19 protein-coding genes are annotated in these 17,856 nt (G+C 69.0%); 9 read left to right on the plus strand and 10 right to left on the minus strand.

Going from position 1 to position 17,856, the window contains the following annotated elements:
• Positions 1–19 precede the first annotated feature (19 nt).
• Entirely contained in the window at positions 20–1,444 is a 1,425-nt protein-coding gene (gene eat / locus JZ792_RS04615; protein ID WP_216907144.1) for an ethanolamine permease, read from the minus strand.
• A 169-nt stretch (positions 1,445–1,613) separates the two neighbouring features.
• Between eat and JZ792_RS04620 the strand changes: the two genes are divergently transcribed.
• Positions 1,614–2,393, plus strand: coding sequence for a rhomboid-like protein (locus tag JZ792_RS04620; protein ID WP_216907146.1), 780 nt, complete (start codon positions 1,614–1,616; stop codon positions 2,391–2,393).
• 11 nt (positions 2,394–2,404) lie between these two features.
• On the opposite strand, the gene JZ792_RS04625 is transcribed toward JZ792_RS04620, so the two are convergent.
• From JZ792_RS04625 to JZ792_RS04635, 3 genes are all read right to left on the minus strand, one after another.
• Positions 2,405–3,583 (minus strand): cation:proton antiporter, encoded by a 1,179-nt coding sequence (locus tag JZ792_RS04625; RefSeq protein WP_216907148.1) that lies wholly within the window; start codon positions 3,581–3,583, stop codon positions 2,405–2,407.
• Positions 3,584–3,586: 3 nt separating this feature from the next.
• Positions 3,587–4,069, minus strand: coding sequence for a cation:proton antiporter regulatory subunit (locus JZ792_RS04630; RefSeq protein WP_109527760.1), 483 nt, complete (start codon positions 4,067–4,069; stop codon positions 3,587–3,589).
• A gap of 134 nt (positions 4,070–4,203) precedes the next feature.
• Positions 4,204–4,572, minus strand: coding sequence for a DUF952 domain-containing protein (locus JZ792_RS04635; RefSeq protein ID WP_216907150.1), 369 nt, complete (start codon positions 4,570–4,572; stop codon positions 4,204–4,206).
• Between the two features lie 277 nt (positions 4,573–4,849).
• On the opposite strand from JZ792_RS04635, the gene JZ792_RS41795 reads away from it, so the two are divergent.
• Entirely contained in the window at positions 4,850–5,044 is a 195-nt protein-coding gene (locus JZ792_RS41795) for a DUF7455 domain-containing protein (protein WP_109527629.1), read from the plus strand.
• Positions 5,045–5,157: 113 nt separating this feature from the next.
• Here JZ792_RS41795 and JZ792_RS04640 read toward each other — a convergent pair whose 3' ends face one another.
• The gene (locus JZ792_RS04640) at positions 5,158–5,895 is read right to left on the minus strand and encodes a TetR/AcrR family transcriptional regulator C-terminal domain-containing protein (RefSeq protein ID WP_216907327.1); all 738 of its coding nucleotides are present in this window, start codon (positions 5,893–5,895) and stop codon (positions 5,158–5,160) included.
• Positions 5,896–6,046: 151 nt separating this feature from the next.
• Here JZ792_RS04640 and JZ792_RS04645 point away from each other — a divergent pair, with 151 nt between their 5' ends.
• Positions 6,047–7,858 carry a DEAD/DEAH box helicase gene (locus tag JZ792_RS04645; protein WP_216907152.1) on the plus strand — a complete coding sequence of 604 codons (1,812 nt, stop codon included), beginning with the start codon at positions 6,047–6,049 and terminating at the stop codon, positions 7,856–7,858.
• A complete protein-coding gene (locus JZ792_RS04650) occupies positions 7,858–8,409 on the plus strand; it encodes a hypothetical protein (RefSeq protein WP_216907154.1) in 552 nt (183 codons plus the stop codon). Before JZ792_RS04645 ends, JZ792_RS04650 begins: the two co-directional genes overlap by 1 nt.
• Before the next feature lie 7 nt (positions 8,410–8,416).
• Here JZ792_RS04650 and JZ792_RS04655 read toward each other — a convergent pair whose 3' ends face one another.
• Entirely contained in the window at positions 8,417–8,986 is a 570-nt protein-coding gene (locus JZ792_RS04655) for a class I SAM-dependent methyltransferase (RefSeq protein ID WP_216907156.1), read from the minus strand.
• 55 nt (positions 8,987–9,041) lie between these two features.
• On the opposite strand from JZ792_RS04655, the gene JZ792_RS04660 reads away from it, so the two are divergent.
• A complete protein-coding gene (locus JZ792_RS04660; protein ID WP_308165145.1) occupies positions 9,042–9,938 on the plus strand; it encodes an AraC family transcriptional regulator in 897 nt (298 codons plus the stop codon).
• Between the two features lie 50 nt (positions 9,939–9,988).
• Here JZ792_RS04660 and JZ792_RS04665 read toward each other — a convergent pair whose 3' ends face one another.
• Positions 9,989–10,729 carry an SDR family NAD(P)-dependent oxidoreductase gene (locus JZ792_RS04665; protein ID WP_216907158.1) on the minus strand — a complete coding sequence of 247 codons (741 nt, stop codon included), beginning with the start codon at positions 10,727–10,729 and terminating at the stop codon, positions 9,989–9,991.
• A 104-nt stretch (positions 10,730–10,833) separates the two neighbouring features.
• On the opposite strand from JZ792_RS04665, the gene JZ792_RS04670 reads away from it, so the two are divergent.
• A complete protein-coding gene (locus JZ792_RS04670) occupies positions 10,834–11,430 on the plus strand; it encodes a TetR/AcrR family transcriptional regulator (RefSeq protein ID WP_216907160.1) in 597 nt (198 codons plus the stop codon).
• 10 nt (positions 11,431–11,440) lie between these two features.
• Here the strand turns inward: JZ792_RS04670 and JZ792_RS04675 are convergent, their stop codons facing one another.
• Complete coding sequence (locus JZ792_RS04675) at positions 11,441–13,144, minus strand: DEAD/DEAH box helicase (protein WP_216907331.1); 1,704 nt, start codon at positions 13,142–13,144, stop codon at positions 11,441–11,443.
• Between the two features lie 229 nt (positions 13,145–13,373).
• Here JZ792_RS04675 and JZ792_RS04680 point away from each other — a divergent pair, with 229 nt between their 5' ends.
• Positions 13,374–14,588: a YihY/virulence factor BrkB family protein gene (locus tag JZ792_RS04680; RefSeq protein ID WP_216907162.1), complete on the plus strand. Its 1,215-nt coding sequence runs from the start codon at positions 13,374–13,376 to the stop codon at positions 14,586–14,588.
• A 19-nt stretch (positions 14,589–14,607) separates the two neighbouring features.
• Here the strand turns inward: JZ792_RS04680 and JZ792_RS04685 are convergent, their stop codons facing one another.
• Positions 14,608–14,844, minus strand: coding sequence for a DUF3039 domain-containing protein (locus tag JZ792_RS04685; RefSeq protein WP_216907164.1), 237 nt, complete (start codon positions 14,842–14,844; stop codon positions 14,608–14,610).
• 282 nt (positions 14,845–15,126) lie between these two features.
• On the opposite strand from JZ792_RS04685, the gene JZ792_RS43490 reads away from it, so the two are divergent.
• Positions 15,127–15,420, plus strand: coding sequence for a DUF3099 domain-containing protein (locus JZ792_RS43490; protein WP_408637445.1), 294 nt, complete (start codon positions 15,127–15,129; stop codon positions 15,418–15,420).
• Between the two features lie 6 nt (positions 15,421–15,426).
• On the opposite strand, the gene JZ792_RS04695 is transcribed toward JZ792_RS43490, so the two are convergent.
• The gene (locus JZ792_RS04695) at positions 15,427–16,737 is read right to left on the minus strand and encodes an MFS transporter (RefSeq protein ID WP_216907168.1); all 1,311 of its coding nucleotides are present in this window, start codon (positions 16,735–16,737) and stop codon (positions 15,427–15,429) included.
• A 99-nt stretch (positions 16,738–16,836) separates the two neighbouring features.
• Between JZ792_RS04695 and JZ792_RS04700 the strand changes: the two genes are divergently transcribed.
• Positions 16,837–17,820, plus strand: coding sequence for a GlxA family transcriptional regulator (locus JZ792_RS04700; protein ID WP_216907170.1), 984 nt, complete (start codon positions 16,837–16,839; stop codon positions 17,818–17,820).
• Positions 17,821–17,856 lie beyond the last annotated feature (36 nt).

Here is a 17,856-nt window from a genome sequence, read left to right on the forward strand (position 1 = left end):
AACCTCCCGTCGACCGGCCTCATTCCAATTCCTCCTCGGCGCGCGCGAGTACCGCGAATTCCTCGTCCGGGGAGGAGGCGACGAGTCGATGCCTGCTGTAGAGCGCGAAATACAGCATGAAGGCGCAGAACGCCGCGAGCGTCCAGCCCGCGGCGACGGGGTCGACCAGGAAGGTCGCTATCACCGCCGCGCAGGCGATGACCAGCGCGAACGAGGTCGTGACGATACCGCCCGGGGTGCGGTAGGGCCGCGGCATGCCCGGTTCGCGCACCCGCAGCACGATATGGCTGATCATCATCAGCACATAGCTCACGGCGGCTCCGAAAACCGCCATGTTCAGCAGCATCGCGCCCTTCCCGGTGAGCGAGAGCACGAATCCGATCACACCCGGCACGATCAGCGCCAGCACCGGCGCCTTGCGCGCGTTGGTCACCGAAAGACGTGTGGGCAGATAGCCCGCACGCGACAGCGCGAAGGTCTGGCGCGAGTAGGCGTAGACGATGGAGAAAAAACTGGCGACCAGGCCCGCCAGACCGATGTAGTTGACGGTCTTGGCCGCCGCCCCGTCGCCGAGCGCCTCGACCAGCGGATTGCCCGATGCCGAAATACCCTGTGCGCCCAGCGCTCCCGTCGCCAGCACGAGTACCGCGGCACCGGTGACGATCAGCACCAGCATGCTGATGATGATGCCCTTGGGTACATTCTTCTCCGGTTCGCGCGCTTCCTCGGCGGCCAGCGGCACCCCTTCCACCGCCAGGAAGAACCAGATGGCGAACGGCACCGCGGACCAGATCCCGACCAGGCCGAAGGGCAGGAAATCCGAACTGCCGAGCGCGTCGGGGTCGGCGGCGATATCGGTGAGATTGGCCGAGTCGAACAGGCCGACGGCGGCGACGACGAAGATCAGCAGGCCGACCAGCGCGATGGCGGTGATCACGAACATGGCTTTGAGCGCCTCGCCCGCGCCCGCCAGGTGCACGCCGATGAACAGCGCGTACGCGGCGAGGTAGACCCACCAGCCGTCGGTGATACCGAACAGGTTCAGCGATTCGACGTAGGCGCCGATGAAGGTGGCGATCGCCGCGGGGGCGATCGCGTATTCCAGCAGGACGGCGGTGCCGGTCGCGAAACCGCCCCACGGGCCGAGCGCGCGTCTGGCGAAGGTGTAACCGCCACCGGCCGCGGGCAGCGCGGCCGACAGTTCGGCCATTCCGAGAACCATCGCCAGGTACATCGCGGCGATCACCACGAAAGCGATGAGCAGACCGCCGAATCCGCCTTCGGCGATCCCGAAGTTCCAGCCGGAGAAGTCGCCGGAGATGACGTAGCTGATGCCGAGTCCGGCGAGCAGTACCCAGCCCGCGGTCCCCGAACGCAGCGTGCGTTTGGCCAGATAGTCGTCCCCGGCGGCTTCCGGGGTCGATGTCGCGTCGTCGATCGTCATGGTGATCCGCACTCCTGGCCGATTCGGACAATGGACCAATTGTTGGGAGCGAATATTGCCCGCAGGTGAAACGAGGTTACGGTCACCGGCCCGGGTCGGTGACACCTCGCACACCGCGGGCAGGCGCGTCGGACGGCGACGCCTCGGCGCCCACGGCACACTCGTCAGCGTGGATACTTCGACGGCGCGGCGGACCGGTTCGCCCTGGACCGACACCGTCGAACTGCGGACGGTGCTGCGGGCGGCCTCGGTGTCGGTGCGCGCGCCGCACGCCGTCCGCCGTGTCCTGCCCGCGCTGCGCGCGCATCTGGCGGCCGCTCCCGCCAGTACCGCCTACGCCTTCACCCTCTTCGTCACCTGGTGGACCCTGCGCGGGGTCGGCGACGCGGTGGAGCGCAGGCTGATCCTGTCGGCGTCGACGAATCTGTACAACATGCAGCACAATCCGGTGCAGGTACTCGTCGCCTCGGCGTTCTGGACCGAGGGCGGTTTTCCCTGGCTCACCATCGCCGGATTCCTGATCGTGATGGCGGCGGCGGAACGCTGGCTCGGCACCGCCCGCTGGATCGCGCTGTTCGCCACGGGCCATATCGGGGCGACGCTACTCACCGTCACGGGCATCGACCACGCCATCGACCGCGGCCTCATACCGGGGCGCGTCGCGATGGCCGCCGACGTCGGCACCAGTTACGGCTTCACCGCGGTACTCGCGGCGATGGCGTTCCGCTTCCGCGGCGCGGTGCGCTGGACTTGGGCGTGCGTCGTGGTCGCCGCCGCGGCCGCGGCCCTGTGGGTGGGTCCGACCTTCACCGATTACGGCCACCTGTGCGCCGCCGTGATCGGTGTGGTGGTCGGTCTCGTCGCCTCGACGTTCTGGCGGCGGGTCGAACGGGTTCGGGCGCGCGACACCACCGGTGACGCCGACATCTCGACAGAGGCGGGGAGCTGACCGGTGCGCGGTCAGCCGCTCGGCGCGGGATCGGCGCGCCGGAACAGCGTGACGACGGGTTCGACGAGCCGGGCGGCGGTCGGTCCGAGGATCGCCATCAGCAGCACGTAGGCCGAGGCGAAGGCGGCCAGTTCACCGTCGACCGCGCCCGTCGCCACGGCGAGTCCCGCGATGACGATGGAGAATTCACCGCGCGCGACCAGCGCGGCGCCGGTGCGTGCCCGGCCCATCGCCTTGATGCCCTGACGGCTCGCCGCCCACCAGCCGGTGCCGACCTTGGTGAGCAGGGTGACGACCGCGAGGATGATCGCCCAGCCGAGAACCGGTGGTATCGCCTGGAGATCGGTCGCCAGCCCGAAGGCGACGAAGAAGATGGCGGCGAACAGATCCCGCAGCGGTTCCAGCAGTTTCACCGCCTCCTGCGCGGTGGATCCGGAGATCGCGATGCCGAGTAGGAACGCGCCGACCGCCGCCGAGATGTTCAGCGCCGAGGCCGCGCCCGCGACGAGCAGTGCGGCGCCGAGGAGTTCGAGCAGGAAGACCTCGTTGTCGGAACTGTCGACCAGCGCCGAGACGAAACGTCCGTAGCGCAGGGCCACGACCAGCACCACCGTCACCGTCAGCAGCGCGAGCCCGAGCGCCTTCATTCCGGCGAACAGGCTCAGCCCGGCCAGCACGGTGGTGAGGATCGGCAGGTAGACCGCCATCGCGAGATCCTCGAATACGAGAATGGACAGGATGACCGGGGTTTCGCGGTTACCGAGCCGACCTAGGTCGTCGAGCACTTTGGCGACGATCCCCGACGACGAGATGTAGGTGACCCCGGCCATCGTGAGCGCGCCGGCGAAACCCCAGCCCAGCAGCAGCGCGACCACGGCGCCCGGGGTCGCGTTGGCGACGATGTCGAGCAGACCCGCCGCCCAGGATCGGCGCAGACCCGTGACGAGTTCGGCGGCGGTGTATTCCAACCCGAGCAGCAGGAGCAGCAGTACGACGCCGATTTCGCTTGCCAGATGACTGAATTCGCCTGCGGCGCCGAGCGCGACGAACCCACCCTGACCGAAGGCCAACCCGCCCAGCAGGTAGAGCGGGATCGGCGACATACCGAATCGATCCGCGACCCGGCCGAGCATGCCGAGAACGAACAGAACCGCCCCGAGCTCGAGCAACGCGAGCGCGGTGGCGGTCATGGCTCACCCGTGCGACAGGATCTTCCCGGCGGCGTCGAGTCCGTCGGGAGTGCCGACGACAACGAGCACATCGTCGCGCGTGAAGGTGAAGTCCGGACCCGGCGACGGATGCAGCTGACCCGCGCGCATCACCGCGACGATGGATGCCTTGGTGCGGGTACGCATTCCGGTCTCGCCGAGGGTGCGCCCCTCGTAGGGGGAATCCTCGCCGATCGGCATCTGACGCGTGGTGATCCCGGGCATGTCCCGATGATCCTCGTTCAGCTTCGCCACCAACTGGGGCGCGCCGAGCAGATTGGCCAGCACGGCGGCCTCGTCGGTGCTGAGCGGAATCTGGGCCGCACAGGCATCGGGATCGTCCAGTTTGGAGACGATCAGATCTATTCCGCCGTCGCGGTGGTCGACCACACCGATGCGGCGACCGGAGCGCGCCTGGAAATCCTTGCGTACCCCGATACCGGGCAGTGCGGTGACATCGACGTTCACCACTCCACCCTAACTCTCACTATGCCCCTTGTGCCGAACTGCCCTCCAGGTGCGCGCCAGGGGCCTTCGACGGCCCGTGGGGATCGCCCCGGGGATCGGCATTTCGGCTGGTACGCCCCGAGGTTCGCGACGGCTCACTCGTGGGCGACGGCGAGCGGGGCGAAGGTGCCGTCCGGTTCGGGAAGGAATTCGACCACGTCGGTCACGGCGTCCACCGGCAGCGGACCGTAGAGGTGCGGGAACAGCATCGACTCCGGATCGGTCGGCACCCCGGGTTCCCACACGACGGGCGAGCCGACCCTGGCGGGATCGATGCGCAGCAGGACCAGGTCGCAACGTCCGGCGAAGAGCCTGTTGGCGGGCAGATGCGCCTGCGCGGGAGACGACAGATGGACGAAGCCGATCTCGTCGAACGACGACGGCCGGTACTGCCCGAGCGGGCGGGCGGCCAGCCATTCGTCACGGGTACAAATGTGAACGAGCGTGTGAGTGTCATAGATCACGGGTAATCTCCCGGTAGACAACTGGATCGGCCGGATCGAGGCGTGAACGAGGATGTGTGGTCGCAGTCGACGTGAGATGTTCGCCGGTAGCGAAAATCGCAGGTCATGTTAGGCAAAACACACTGAATCATTCGCGGGAACAAAGCCCCCGTCCCGAACGTCTGACAGAGTAGTCATACCACTGCTGGGAAGTAGCGGTTGCGAGCCCCGCGGAGTGACCACGGGGCCCCACACCAGGTGAACGGACTGTAGTGCCGGGAGCCAGGACGGAGGAGTCATGCCAGGAACCCTGACAAGCACCCCACTGACCGCGGTCGATCGTTGCGACCGTTGCGGTGCGGCGGCACGCGTGCGTGCCACGCTGCCCGCAGGTGGAGAGTTGCTCTTCTGCCAGCACCACGCGAACGAACACATGGATCGATTGCGTGAGCTCGAAGCCGTCATCGACACGGAGTCTGCTCCCACAGTCTGAACCGGTGGTATTCGCGTCCCGACACAACAGCATCGAAAAACAGAACATCGTATTCCCCGACAGCGGGCGACTATGTCGCCCGCTGTCGGCGTTCACCGACCCAGAGCCATCGGCTATGACGCCGGAGGCCGGGTTCGCGGCGCTTGCACCTCGGCGAATATCCCGTCGAGCAAGCGCTCCAGGCCGAATTCGAACGCGTCGTCCGGATCCGCGGGCGCCTGATAGTGCTCACCGACCGCGGCGCCCACCCGCGAGGCCAGCGGAAATTCCGCGGCGGGCATCAGCCGATCCAGCAGCGGACCGTGTTCGGCCCACCATCGCGCGTCACTGAGCACCGCGGCACTGCGCCGCGCCGCGATCGCCATCCTGGCGTTACCGGTCGCGAATTCCGACAGCACCGCGATCACCCGGTCCATATCCAGATCCGACAGCCCGATGCCGTCGATCGCGGCGAGCTGCCGCTCGTATCGCCGCATCCGGCCCGGACCGAGCACCAGCCGCCACGGTGAGACCTCGAGCAGCCAGGGGTGGGCGAGCAGTTCGTCGCGGATCTGCCCGGCGATCGCGCCCATGCGGCGGCGCGGCGGGTCGGTGCCGGGGATGGGCACGTCCCGGTCTGCGACGGCGTCGACCATGAGCACGGCCAGCGCCTCCTTGCTCGGCACGTAGGTGTACAGGCTCATCGGCCGCAGGCCCAGTTCCGCGGCCACCGACCGGATGGAGACCCGGTCGTATCCGTCCCGGTCCGCGAGGGTGACCGCCGCGGCCACCACCGCGTCGACGCTGACCTTCTGTTTGGGCCCACGTCCGCCCGTGCGGGCGGGTACGGCATGGCGCCACAGCAGCCGCATCAGCTGTTCGGCCTCGTGCGCGCCGGTGTCCTCGACCACGGAACCCCTCGGGAACGAATTCGGTACGGTGTATGTTGATACTCCGTACACTATACGACGATCGGGGTCGGCCCTGCCAACAACACACGCCACCTATCTGCCCGACCGACACATGTTCGCCCTCTGGACCTGGACCGGCCACATCGCGGGCCGAGCCCCCGCGGGCATCGGCGCCCGTGAAACCCTCGCGCTCGCGATCCCGACGGGCCCGCACGGCGTCATCGAGGTCGCCGAAGTCGACTGCGCGCTGGTCGAACCCGACGAGTTCGTGAAACTAGATGTGGTCCCCGGCGCGAGCGCGACGGGTGTGACCGATGCCGTGGACATCCCCGGGAACCCGGGCACGGTCGTCGAACCGGGGCCGTCGCTACTGCTCTGGCGAGAGGTCCTGGCCGGGGACGAGCGGATCTCCCGGTTGCCGATCGCGGCGCACGCGGTGCCCGACGCTGTCGGCGCCTCGGTCGTCGCCGCCGATCGCGCGCTGCGGATCGTGCGCGAGACCCGATCGGTGGAAGTCGAATTGGCGACGGCGCTGCGCGCGGAGCTGCGGCCCTACCAGGTGCGCGGCGTGGGGTGGTTGCGCGAGACCACCGACGCCTTCGGCGGCGCGGTGCTGGCCGACGAGATGGGTCTGGGAAAGACCGTGCAGACCATCGGGTTTCTGCTCGGGCGGGCCGGGCAGGGGACGCAGCTCGTCGTGTGCCCGACCTCACTGGTCGGCAACTGGGCGCACGAGATCACTCGGTTCGCCCCGGGGCTACGGCCGGTGATCTGGCGCGGCGGTGACGCACCCGCCGTCACGGACATCGAGGGCGCGGTGGTGATCACGGGTTATCCGACGCTGCGCCCGCACGGTCACCTGCTCGCCGAACAGCACTGGGCGACGGCGATCTTCGACGAGGCGCAAGCGTTGAAGAATCCGCGCACCCAGGTCTCCAAGGCCGCACGCGCCCTGCGCGCGTCGGCGACGGTCGCGCTGACCGGTACCCCGGTGGAGAACCATCTCGAGGAGCTGTGGGCCCTGCTGAACCTGGTCACGCCGCGACTGTTCGCGCACCGCACCCAATTCCGTCGCCGGTTCGTCCGGCCGATCGCCGAGGGATCGACCACGGCGGCCGCCCGCCTGCGCGACACCATCGAACCGGTGCTGCTGGCCCGGCGGAAATCCGAAGTCGCGGCATCGCTTCCGGCGAAGATCCACAGCGATCTGCTCTGCGACCTCAGCGCGGAACAGGAGAAGCTCTACGATCGGCTGCTCGATCGCGCGATCGACGACGGATTCGGTGTGGGCGCGCGACGACGGAGCCTGGTACTCGCCGCGCTGACCGCCCTCAAACAGGTCTGCAACCATCCCGGCCTGGTCACCGGCGAGCTGGACGAACTGTCCGGGCGGTCGGGAAAACTCGACCTGTGCGCCGATATCGTGGCGACCAACCTCGACAACGGCTCCCCCACCCTGGTGTTCACCCAGTACCGGCAGACCGGGGAGCTGCTGGTCCGCCACCTGTCCGAACAGTTCGGCATCACGGCGCCGTTCTTCCACGGCGGACTCGACCGGGCGCACCGCGCCTCGATCGTCACCGATTTCCAAGCACCGGACGGCCCACCGGTACTCGTGCTCAGCCTGCGCGCGGCGGGTACCGGCCTCACCCTCACCAGGGCGGCCGACGTCATCCACTTCGACCGCTGGTGGAATCCGGCGGTGGAGGCGCAGGCCTCGGATCGGGCGCACCGCATCGGTCAGACCCGGACCGTCACCATCACCACCCTCACCTCCGCCACGACGGTGGAGGAGCACATCGCGGGTATGCACGATCGCAAATCCGCGCTGACCGACCTGTCCGATACCACCGGAATCGCGGCGCTGGCCCGCCTCGACGACGAGCAACTCGTGCAGATCCTGCGTCGCAAGAGGGAGAACTGATGGCGGACAACGAATTCGGTTACACCCCGTGGGGGATGGACTGGGTCCGGCTGGCCGAGCCGCTACGCCAGACCAGGCCCGACCCGCTGTTGCCCCGGGCGCGCAGCATCGCCCGCAACGCCGGTGTGGCGACTACGGTCGAGGGCCGGGTCATCCGCGCCGCGATCCATCGCGGCGGGCAGGCCTCGGTGACCCATCTCGAGGTCGCGCCGCTCGGCCGTGCGACGATCACGGCCATCACCGCCGTCATCCCCGATCCCACCGTCCTCACCGACGACATGCACCGGGCGCTCGTGGCCGCGGGTATCCCACCCGTCCCGGTGCTCGCCGCGACGGACTGCTCCTGCTCGGCGCGCACCGCGCGCTGTGTTCACGTGCTGTCGACGATCTACGACACGGCCCGCCGCGTCGACGAGAATCCCCGGCTCGCCCTCGAAATCCAGGGCTACTTCGCCGTATCCGACGCCGCGCGCGATCCGGTCGAGGTCGAGGCGCGACGCTGGACGCCGATCGACGCGCTCGACCCGGCGGACTATTTCGACCTCGCGTGAGCGGGACTCACTCCGGCCTGTGCGCCCGGAAACGAAAACTGCCGCCGCCCGTGTCGATCTCGACGTCGACGAATCCCGCACGGGTCAATCGATCGACGGCGGTCTCCGGCGGCACCGGCAGGCAGGTGTCACCGAGATGGATGAGCCGAAAACCCCTGCTGTCGATTCCGTCGCTGCCCGCGAAGACCCCGCCGGGGCGCAGTACGCGCAGCGCCTCGGCGAACAGCGCGTCCTGTTCGGAGACCGACGGCACGTGATGCAACATGGTGAAGCAGACCACGGAATCGAAGTCCGCCGCGGGCAACGGCATTCGAGCGCCGTCACCCTCGATCACGGTCATCTCGGCCCCGTGCCGGGTCCGTAGCCGCTCGGCGAGCGCGGGTTCGATCTCGAGCCCGGTCAGCGAGCCTGCCCGATCGAGCAGACTGCGAATATTGGCGCCGTACCCCGGTCCGATCTCGAGGGCACGGCCGCCGAGATCGATATCGGACAACGCCCACGGCACGATCTTGGTCGCGCTGATCCGCTCCCAGACGGTGGAACGGCAGAGCACGCGGTGCAGGATGTTCATCGGCATGAACTCAACGGTAGGAAGCCGACGCCGCCGCCACGACAGGCTACGGTGACAAATTGTGTCGCAGAACGGCCACATCCCGACGCTGTCGCCCCTGCGGGGACCCACCGCGATGATCTTCGGCGCGGGCACGCTGCCCGCCGGACACCGGTTCGACACCCACCGTCATCCGCAACACCAGATCGCCTGGGCCGCACGGGGAGTCATCGCCGTGGAGACCGCGCACGGTCACTGGGTGCTTCCGCCGACCAGGGCACTGTGGATTCCGGGCGGCCTCGCGCATCGCACGGGCAGCGCCGACGGGGCCGATATGCGCGGCATCTTCCTCGATCCCGAACGCACCCCGATCGCGTTCTCCGCGCCGACGATGCTGCGGGTCACCCGCCTGCTGCACGAACTCTTCGACCATCTGACCAACGGCATGCCCGCGATGCCGACATCGGCGCACACCGCTGCGAGCGAAGCGAATCCCTCTGCCCCGAGCATGGACGAGCGCCCGGACCCGGTACACGATGCCGCCGCGCACTCGTCGTACGCGCCACCGCGACCGAGCGCGTCCACTCCGGCCACGGCACGGGCGGAGGCGGTCGTCTTCGATCTGCTGGAGCCGGTCGAGGTGATCCCGATCGGCGCGCATCCCCCCTCGGACCCCCGCGCCCGGCAGGTGGCCGCGGCGCTGCTGCGCGATCCCGCCGACCCGCGCACCCTCGCCGAATTCGCCGCCGCCACCGCGACCAGCACCCGGACGCTGGCCCGTTTGTTCCGGGCGGAGACGGGAATCGGATTCGGCGACTGGCGCACCCAGATCCGCCTCGCGGCGTCCCTGCCCCATCTCGCCGAGGGAATGCCGATCGCCCGGATCGCCGCCCGCGTCGGTTACGCCACCCCGAGCGCCTACGTCGCGGCGTTCCGGCGCACCGTCGGCGTCTCACCCGGCAGATACTTCACGGGCTGACGCCCGCCTGACCTCGCGGTGACCGATCGACAGCCACCGCGGCCGAGCGTTCACGCGTTGGTGCCGCCGTCGACGGTGAGGAACGCGCCGGTGATACTTCGACCGGATTCACCGGCCAGGAAGGCGACGGCCGCCGCGACATCGTCCGCCCGGCCGAAGCAACCGAGCGCGGTCAACCGCTCCTGGTCGCGGGCGTGGTCGCCATCGGCGGGATTCATCTCGGTGTCGGTGGAGCCGGGCTGCACGAGGTTGACCGTGATGTCGCGCGGACCCAGTTCGCGCGCAAGGGCTTTGGTGAAACCGTTGAGCGCGGATTTGCTCAGGTTGTAGAGGGTGAGCCCGCCGAAGGGCGCGTGCTCGGACAGATTCGTCCCGATATTGACGATGCGGCCCCCGCCGGTCATATGGGCCACCGCCGCCTGGGCCGCGAGGAACGCCGCACGCGCGTGCACGTCGAGGGCGTAGTCGATCTCGTCGACGGTGAACTCCTCGAACGGTTTCGCCGGGAAGATGCCAGCGTTGTTGACCAGGATGTCGAGGCCGCCCAATTCCCGGGCGGTCCTGTCCACCGCGCCGGTGACCTCGCTCGCGTCGGCGCTGTCGGCGCGCAGCGCGACGGCGCGACGGCCGAGCGCCTCGATCTCGGCGATCACGCCGGCCGCGCGCGCCTCGGCCTCGCGGTAGGTCACCGCGACATCGGCTCCCGCGGTCGCCAACCGCGTCGCGATGGCGGCGCCGATCCCCCGACTGCCGCCGGTCACCAGCGCCACCTTGCCTTCGAGCTCCGGCATCGTCACTCCCTTAATTCTGTGTCGATCAGTACATAAATACCTAAGCCGATGGACGAGCGGGCGTCAAGCGTTATATTTAACGATCGACACAGAAAGGGAGTGCGATGGCGGGACGCGGGCGCCCACGGGCCTTCGACCGGTCCGTCGCACTGCGTCGTGCCATGGAGGTGTTCTGGGAACACGGCTACGAGGGCACGTCCATGAGCGACCTCACGGCCGCCATGGGGATCAACTCACCGAGCCTGTACGCCGCGTTCGGCGACAAGGAGGCACTGTTCCGCGCGGCGGTCGAACTGTACGGACAGACCGAGGGCGGCCACACCGAACGCGCCCTGCGCGAGGAACCGAACGCGCGCGCGGGCATCGAGGCGATGCTGCGCGACAACGCGCTGGCCTACACCGAGGAGAACACACCGCACGGCTGCATGGTGGTGCTCGCCGGATCCACCTACACGACGCGCAGCACCACCGTTCGTGATTTCCTCGTCGAATGCCGACGCGAGACCACCGACGACATCCGCCGTCGACTCGACCGCGGCGTCGTCGAGGGCGACCTGCCCTCGGATACCGACACGGCCGCGCTCGCGTTCTTCTACGCGACCGTGCTGTACGGACTGTCGATCCAGGCCCGCGACGGGGCGACGCTCACCGAGCTGACCGCGTCCGTCGATACCGCGATGCGGGCGTGGCCCTCGGGCTGAGGCGGCGACGCTATCTTCGGCGCAGCGCGGCGATCCGTTCGCCGAGCTGATCGGCGCTGGCCAGCGCGGTGGGTGGGCCGCCGCATTCGCGGCGCAACTCACCGTGGATGACACCGTGCGGTTTGCCGGTGCGGTGATGGTGCATGGCGACGAGACTGTTCAATTCCCGGCGCAATTCGCCGAGTTTGCCCGCGGTCGCGACCCGTTCCGACGCGGTGGCGACCTGACCGGCCGGTTCCGGCACCCGCGCCTCGCTCCGCTCGGCGACCTGTTTGGTCTGGCGTTCACGCAGCAGCGCGCGCATCTGGTCGGCGTCGAGCAGACCGGGGATGCCGAGGTAGTCGGCTTCCTCGTCGCTGCCGGAGAAGGTCGCGGTGCCGAAGGACGATCCGTCGTAGATGACCTGGTCCAGTTCGGCGTCGGCGGCGAGCGCGACGAAGGATTTCTCCTCCTCGCCCGGCTCGTCCTTCTGCTTGTTCGCGTCGGTCAGCAGCTCGTCGTCGAGTCCGTCCTTCTCCCGGTGCGGTTTGCCGATGATGTGGTCGCGCTGCAATTCCAGCTGCGCGGCCAGATCCAACAGCACCGGCACCGACGGCAGGAAGACGCTCGCGGTCTCCCCCGGCCTGCGGGCACGCACGAAACGTCCGATGGCCTGGGCGAAATACAGCGGGGTCGAGGCGCTGGTCGCGTAGACGCCGACGGCCAGACGCGGCACGTCGACACCTTCGGACACCATGCGCACCGCGACCATCCACGGCTGGGTGCTCTTGCCGAACTCGGCGATCCGACCGGAGGAATCCGGATCGTCGGAGAGGACAACGGCGGGCCGCTGCCCCGAGATGTGTTCCAGCAGTTCGGCGTAGTCGCGGGCGCGTTCCTGATCGGTGGCGATGACCAGACCGCCCGCGTCCGGCATCCCGGACGCGCGCAACTGCGCGAGTCGGGTGTCGGCGGCGCGCAGCACCGCGGAGATCCAATCGCCCGCCGGATCCAGCGCGGTCCGCCAGGCGCGGGCGGTCTGCTCGGCGTTGAGCGGTTCGCCCAGACGCGCGGTGTGCTCCTCGCCCGCACTGTCGCGCCAATGCGCCTCACCGGAGTAGGCGAGGAAGACGACGGGTCGCACGACGCCGTCGGCGAGGGCTTCGGCGTAACCGTAGGTGTGATCGGCGCGCGACTGCGGCAGACCGCCCTCGCCCGGCTCGTAGGTGACGAAGGGGATCTGGCTGTCGTCGCTGCGGAAGGGTGTTCCGGTCAGCGCGAGCCGCCGCGTGGCGTCGCCGAACGCCTCGGCCGTCGCGTCGCCCCAGGTCTTCGCGTCGCCCGCGTGATGGATCTCGTCGAGTACGACCAGCGTCCTGCGATTCTCGGTGCGAACCCGGTGCCGGGTGGGATGCGAGGCGACCTGGGCGTAGGTGACCACGACACCGTGATAGTCACCGGAGGTACCGCCGGTGGCATTGGAGAACCGAGAGTCGAGCGCGATCCCGCTGCGGGCCGCGGCCTCGGCCCACTGGTGTTTGAGGTGTTCGGTCGGCGCGACCACGGTGATCTGGTCGACGGTGCGGTCGGCGAGCAGTTCGGCGGCCACGCGCAGCGCGAAGGTCGTCTTACCGGCCCCCGGTGTCGCCACCGCGAGGAAATCGCGGGGTTTGGTCGCGAGATATTTCGTCAGCGCGCGCCGCTGCCAGGCGCGCAGCGCGCCGCCGCCGGCCACCGACGATCCCGAATGACCCGGTGTCGCCCCATCTCCTGCCGCAGCGGCACCCGACCCAGTCACGCAGACGACCCTACTTGCCGCCGCCGGTGTGTCGCCAAACCGACGCGTCCGGCGCGATCGGCATCACAGTCGCACGGGAGGCAACGCCCTGTTCACGTGCCGCCTACCGACACGACAACCCGACAATCCGGTGCCGTGAGCACACTTGCGAGATGCTGTAGTCACGATGAGCGAGGAAAGCCCCCTATCCGATGCCACACCGCGCGGCGGCGACGAGCCGATCCACGGCGGTGGCGATGAGCCGATCCACGGCGGTGGCGGCGGCGCGCCTCCGCGACGGTCGGACGCCGTGCGGCGCTGGGGGCGGCGGGCGCGAAGGCAGGTCTGGCGGCTGACGTCGCGGGTCGCGGTCAAGGCATGGGACGACTCGATCTTCGCCAAATCGGCGGCGGCGGCGTTCTGGCAGACGCTGTCGCTGGCGCCGCTGCTGCTCGGCGTGCTCGGCAGCCTCGGTTACGTCGGGGGCTGGTTCGGGCCGGATACCGTGGAGATCGTCCAGTCCAAGATCATCACCTTCAGCCGGGACCTGTTCAGCCCCTCGGTGGTCTCCGATCTCATCGAACCCACCGTCGGCGATGTACTCGGCCGGGGGCGCGGCGCCGTCGTCTCCGTCGGTTTCGTGCTCTCGCTGTGGGCCGGATCCTCGGCCATGGCGACCTTCGTCGACGCCATCGTGGAAGCACACGATCAACAGGACGCCCGACATCCGGTCTGGCAACGCATCTTCGCGTTGCTGCTGTACGTATTGTTCCTGGTCGCGGCGGTTTTCATCCTGCCGCTCGTCGCGCTCGGCCCCGCCATCATCGGCTGGATCCTGCCCAATTCCTGGCGCGAGCCGGGGCTGCGGCTGGTCGACAACTTCTACTATCCGGGCGTCGGCCTGCTGCTCATCATCGGACTCACCACCCTGTACAAACTCGCGTTGCACCGCACGCTGCCGTGGCATCGGCTCTTCGGCGGGGCGCTGGTGGCCGGAGTGTTCTTCATGGCGGCCAGCGAGGGATTGCGCCGCTATCTGTCGTGGGTCACCGCGACCGGCGTCAGCTACGGGGCGCTGGCGACACCGATCGCGTTCCTGCTGTTCACGTACTTCTTGGCCTTCGCGGTCATCCTCGGGGCGGAATTCAACGCCGCCGTCCAGGAGTTCTGGCCCGCGCGCGCGACACGCCTCGAACAGATGAAGGAATGGCTGTCCAACCAGGTACGCGGCGACGGCGAGGAAGACGACTGTGACGACGACGCCGGATCGGAGGATCCGGCGATGCCGAGTGCCCGCACCACGCGGGAGAACGGAACCACTCCGCGCGAACCGGTGAGATTCGACAAGTCCGCGGACACGGAACCGCCCGCGACCTCGTCACCGCTGCGCAGCTCGACGTAGATCGCGGGTCAGCGGGCGGTCATTCGCCCTTCTTCAGCCCGTCGTAGACCTTCTTGCATTCCGGGCACACCGGCGAACCGGGCTTGGCCGAACGCGTCACCGGGAACACCTCGCCGCACAGGGCCACCACATGGGTTCCCATGACGGCACTCTCGGCGATCTTGTTCTTCTTCACGTAGTGGAAGAATTTCGGGGTGTCGTCGCCCGTCGACTCGTCGGTCGTCGTTTCGGGGCGAACCAGAGTTTCGGTACTCACGATTCCCATGATGCCGCATCCGCCGCGCCGACGCTCACCCGCATCGTCGCCCGCGCGGCCTCGATCCCCCGCTGACCAGGGCACGTGCGGCGAACACGCCACCGTGGAAGACTCGACGGTATGCAGCAACCCGGCGACACCTCCGACGCCGACGACACCGGCAGTGGTGATCGTCCCGGTGGTGATCGTCCCGGTGGTGACGGCCCCGAGGTCGACCGGCCCGATCGCCCCACGCGATCACGGGGCTACTTCCCCGGCAACGACGACGACCAACCCGTTCTCATCACCGAGGCCGCGCCGTCGCTCGAGGATCAGCACCGCGCGCGGGTGCGCCGCTACACCATCATCATGGCGTTCCGTATTCCGTGCCTGGTGCTGGCCGCGGTCGCCTACAGCATGTGGAGCAACGCGCTGATCTCGCTGCTGATCATCGGCGTCTCGATTCCGCTGCCGTGGATCGCGGTGCTCATCGCCAACGATCGCCCGCCGCGGCGCAAGGACGAACCGAGCCGCTGGGACGGGCGTCGCGAGCAGATCGCCCTCGAAGCACGCAGGCACAAGACGATCGACGGCTGAACCGGTTCACGCGACCGCGCGCGGTCTGCGGACCAGGATCGACATCAGCGCGGCCACGCCGCACAGTGCGCCCGCCATGTACCAGGCCAGGTCGTAACTGCCCTGCACATCGCGAATCACCCCCGCCCCGGTGGCCGCGACCGCCGAACCGATCTGGTGCGAGGCGAAAACCCAGCCGAAGGCGACCGGACCGTCGTCGCCGAACAGTTCCCGGCAGAGCACGACCGTCGGTGGCACGGTCGCGATCCAGTCCAGGCCGTAGAAGATGATGAACACCCACATACTCGGCTCGGTTCCCGGCGCGAACAGCGACGGCAGGATCAGCAGCGACAGGCCGCGCAGCGTGTAGTAGGCCAGCAGCAGATAGCGCGGATCGACCCGGTCGGTCAGCCAGCCGGAGAAGATGGTGCCCGCGACGTCGAAGACGCCGACGACCGCGAGCAGTCCCGCCGCGGTGGTCGACGGCATGCCGTGATCGTGGGCCGCACTCACGAAATGGGTGCCGACCAGGCCGTTGGTCGACGCGCCGCAGACCGCGAAACCTCCGGCGAGCAGCCAGAATCCGGGGGTGCGCGCCACCCGCGCCAACACCGTGACGGCCCGTCCCGCCCCGCCGAGCGGCGCGGTCCGCACCCCGACCGAACTCCCAGGTTGCGCGCCGTAGGCGAGAACACCGACGTCGCTGGGGTAGTCGCGGATGAACAGCAGCACCAGCGGCACCACGGCGAGTGCCGCACCGGCCACGATGAGCGAGGGCAGCCGCCAGCCGTGATCGTGCGCGAGCGCCGAGACCAGGGGCAGGAAGATCAGCTGCCCGGTCGCACCGGCGGCGGTCAGCACGCCGGTGACGAGCCCGCGCTGACGCACGAACCAGCGTCCGGTGATGGTCGCGACGAACGGCATCGACATCGACCCGACGCCGACGCCGACCAGCAATCCCCAGGTGAGCACCAGTTGCCACGCCTGGGTCATGAAGACGGTGAGCCCGCTGCCGGTCGCGACGAGCAGCAGCGCGCAGGCCACGACCCGGCGGATGCCGAACCGATCCATCAGCGCCGCGGCGAACGGCGAGATCAGTCCGTACAGCAGCAGGTTGAGTGAGACAGCCGCGCCGATGGTGCCGTGCGACCAGCCGAATTCCTCGTGCAGCGGATCCATCAGGACGCCGGGCACGGAACGGAAAGCGGCGGCGCCGAGGAGCGCGACGAAGCCGACGGCGGCCACCGACCACGCGGGATGCCAGCGGCCGCGCGCGGGGTGAGTCACCGTGTCGGACACCGTCTCCGGCGTCTCGGGCGGGGTGTGCAGTTCGGTCACCCGCTGAGCGTGCCCGATCCCGGGCGCGCGGACGAGTGGCCTGAATGCCACAATGCGTCAAGATCTAGCCATACCTCGCCGACGATTCCGGAGGACGCGATGACAGCGACGACGGACCCACCGGCGGTGCACCGCGTCGCCGTCCTCGCGCTCGAGCCGGTGGTCGGCTTCGACATGACCATTCCGTCGATGGTGCTCGGCGCGGCACTGAGCGAGGACGGCACACCGCGCTACCGGGTGGATGTCTGCGGGCTCGATCCCGCCGGGATCCGCTCCACCGCCGGGTACACGATCGTGACCGACCACGGGCCGGAACTGCTGGCGACCGCCGATACGGTGATCGTGCCCGGCACCAGGGCGCCGGGTCCGCGGGTCGAGGGCATCGTCTCGCCGGAACTGGGCGCCGCCCTGGCCACCATTCGGCCGGACGCCAGGATCATGTCCATCTGCACCGGCGCGTTCGTCCTCGGCGCGGCCGGACTGCTCGACGGCAGACGCGCGACGACGCACTGGGCCTTCGCCGACACCTTCCGCGCGATGTTCCCCGCGGTCCACCTCGACGAGAACCTGCTGTTCGTCGAAGACGGGAACATCTGCACCGCGGCGGGTCTCGCGGCCGGAATAGATGTCTGCCTGCACATCATCAGGGCCGACCACGGCAGCGAGATCGCCAACAGGGCCGCGCGTTACTGCGTGGTGCCGCCGTGGCGCGAAGGCGGTCAGTCGCAGTTCATCGAACGTCAGGTCCCCGACCCCGGTTCCGACGGCACGGCGCCCACCCGCGCGTGGGCGCTGCGCCATCTCGATCGGGAACTCGACCTGAACACCATGGCCGCGCACGCGCGGATGAGCGTGCGCACCTTCACCCGCCGGTTCAAGGCCGAGACGGGACTGGCTCCCGGCGCGTGGCTGCTGCGGCAACGGCTTCGGCACGCGAAGCGTCTGCTCGAGACCACGGATCTGTCGGTGGACGCGGTGGCGCACGCCTCGGGTATGGGGACAGCGGCGTCGTTGCGCCATCACATGCGCGGTGAACTCGGCGTCCCACCGCTGGCCTACCGCAAGACGTTCCGGGCCGGTTGACGAGGACCGGTATTCGCTCGACAGGCCGGGGCCACG

The sequence above is a fragment of the Nocardia noduli genome (assembly GCF_019038455.1).
Taxonomy (GTDB): domain Bacteria; phylum Actinomycetota; class Actinomycetes; order Mycobacteriales; family Mycobacteriaceae; genus Nocardia; species Nocardia noduli.

Bases quoted from the DNA above. Each gene is read 5' to 3' on its own strand.
- JZ792_RS04625 (WP_216907148.1), bottom strand. From the start codon at position 3,583: ATGACCGCCACCGCGCTCGCGTTGCTCGAGCTCGGGGCGGTTCTGTTC.
- JZ792_RS04700 (WP_216907170.1), top strand. From the start codon at position 16,837: ATGACAGCGACGACGGACCCACCGGCGGTGCACCGCGTCGCCGTCCTC.
- JZ792_RS04645 (WP_216907152.1), top strand. From the start codon at position 6,047: ATGTTCGCCCTCTGGACCTGGACCGGCCACATCGCGGGCCGAGCCCCC.
- JZ792_RS04670 (WP_216907160.1), top strand. From the start codon at position 10,834: ATGGCGGGACGCGGGCGCCCACGGGCCTTCGACCGGTCCGTCGCACTG.
- JZ792_RS04665 (WP_216907158.1), bottom strand. From the start codon at position 10,729: ATGCCGGAGCTCGAAGGCAAGGTGGCGCTGGTGACCGGCGGCAGTCGG.
- JZ792_RS04680 (WP_216907162.1), top strand. From the start codon at position 13,374: ATGAGCGAGGAAAGCCCCCTATCCGATGCCACACCGCGCGGCGGCGAC.
- JZ792_RS04655 (WP_216907156.1), bottom strand. From the start codon at position 8,986: ATGCCGATGAACATCCTGCACCGCGTGCTCTGCCGTTCCACCGTCTGG.
- JZ792_RS04650 (WP_216907154.1), top strand. From the start codon at position 7,858: ATGGCGGACAACGAATTCGGTTACACCCCGTGGGGGATGGACTGGGTC.
- eat (WP_216907144.1), bottom strand. From the start codon at position 1,444: ATGACGATCGACGACGCGACATCGACCCCGGAAGCCGCCGGGGACGAC.
- JZ792_RS41795 (WP_109527629.1), top strand. From the start codon at position 4,850: ATGCCAGGAACCCTGACAAGCACCCCACTGACCGCGGTCGATCGTTGC.
- JZ792_RS04640 (WP_216907327.1), bottom strand. From the start codon at position 5,895: ATGCGGCTGCTGTGGCGCCATGCCGTACCCGCCCGCACGGGCGGACGT.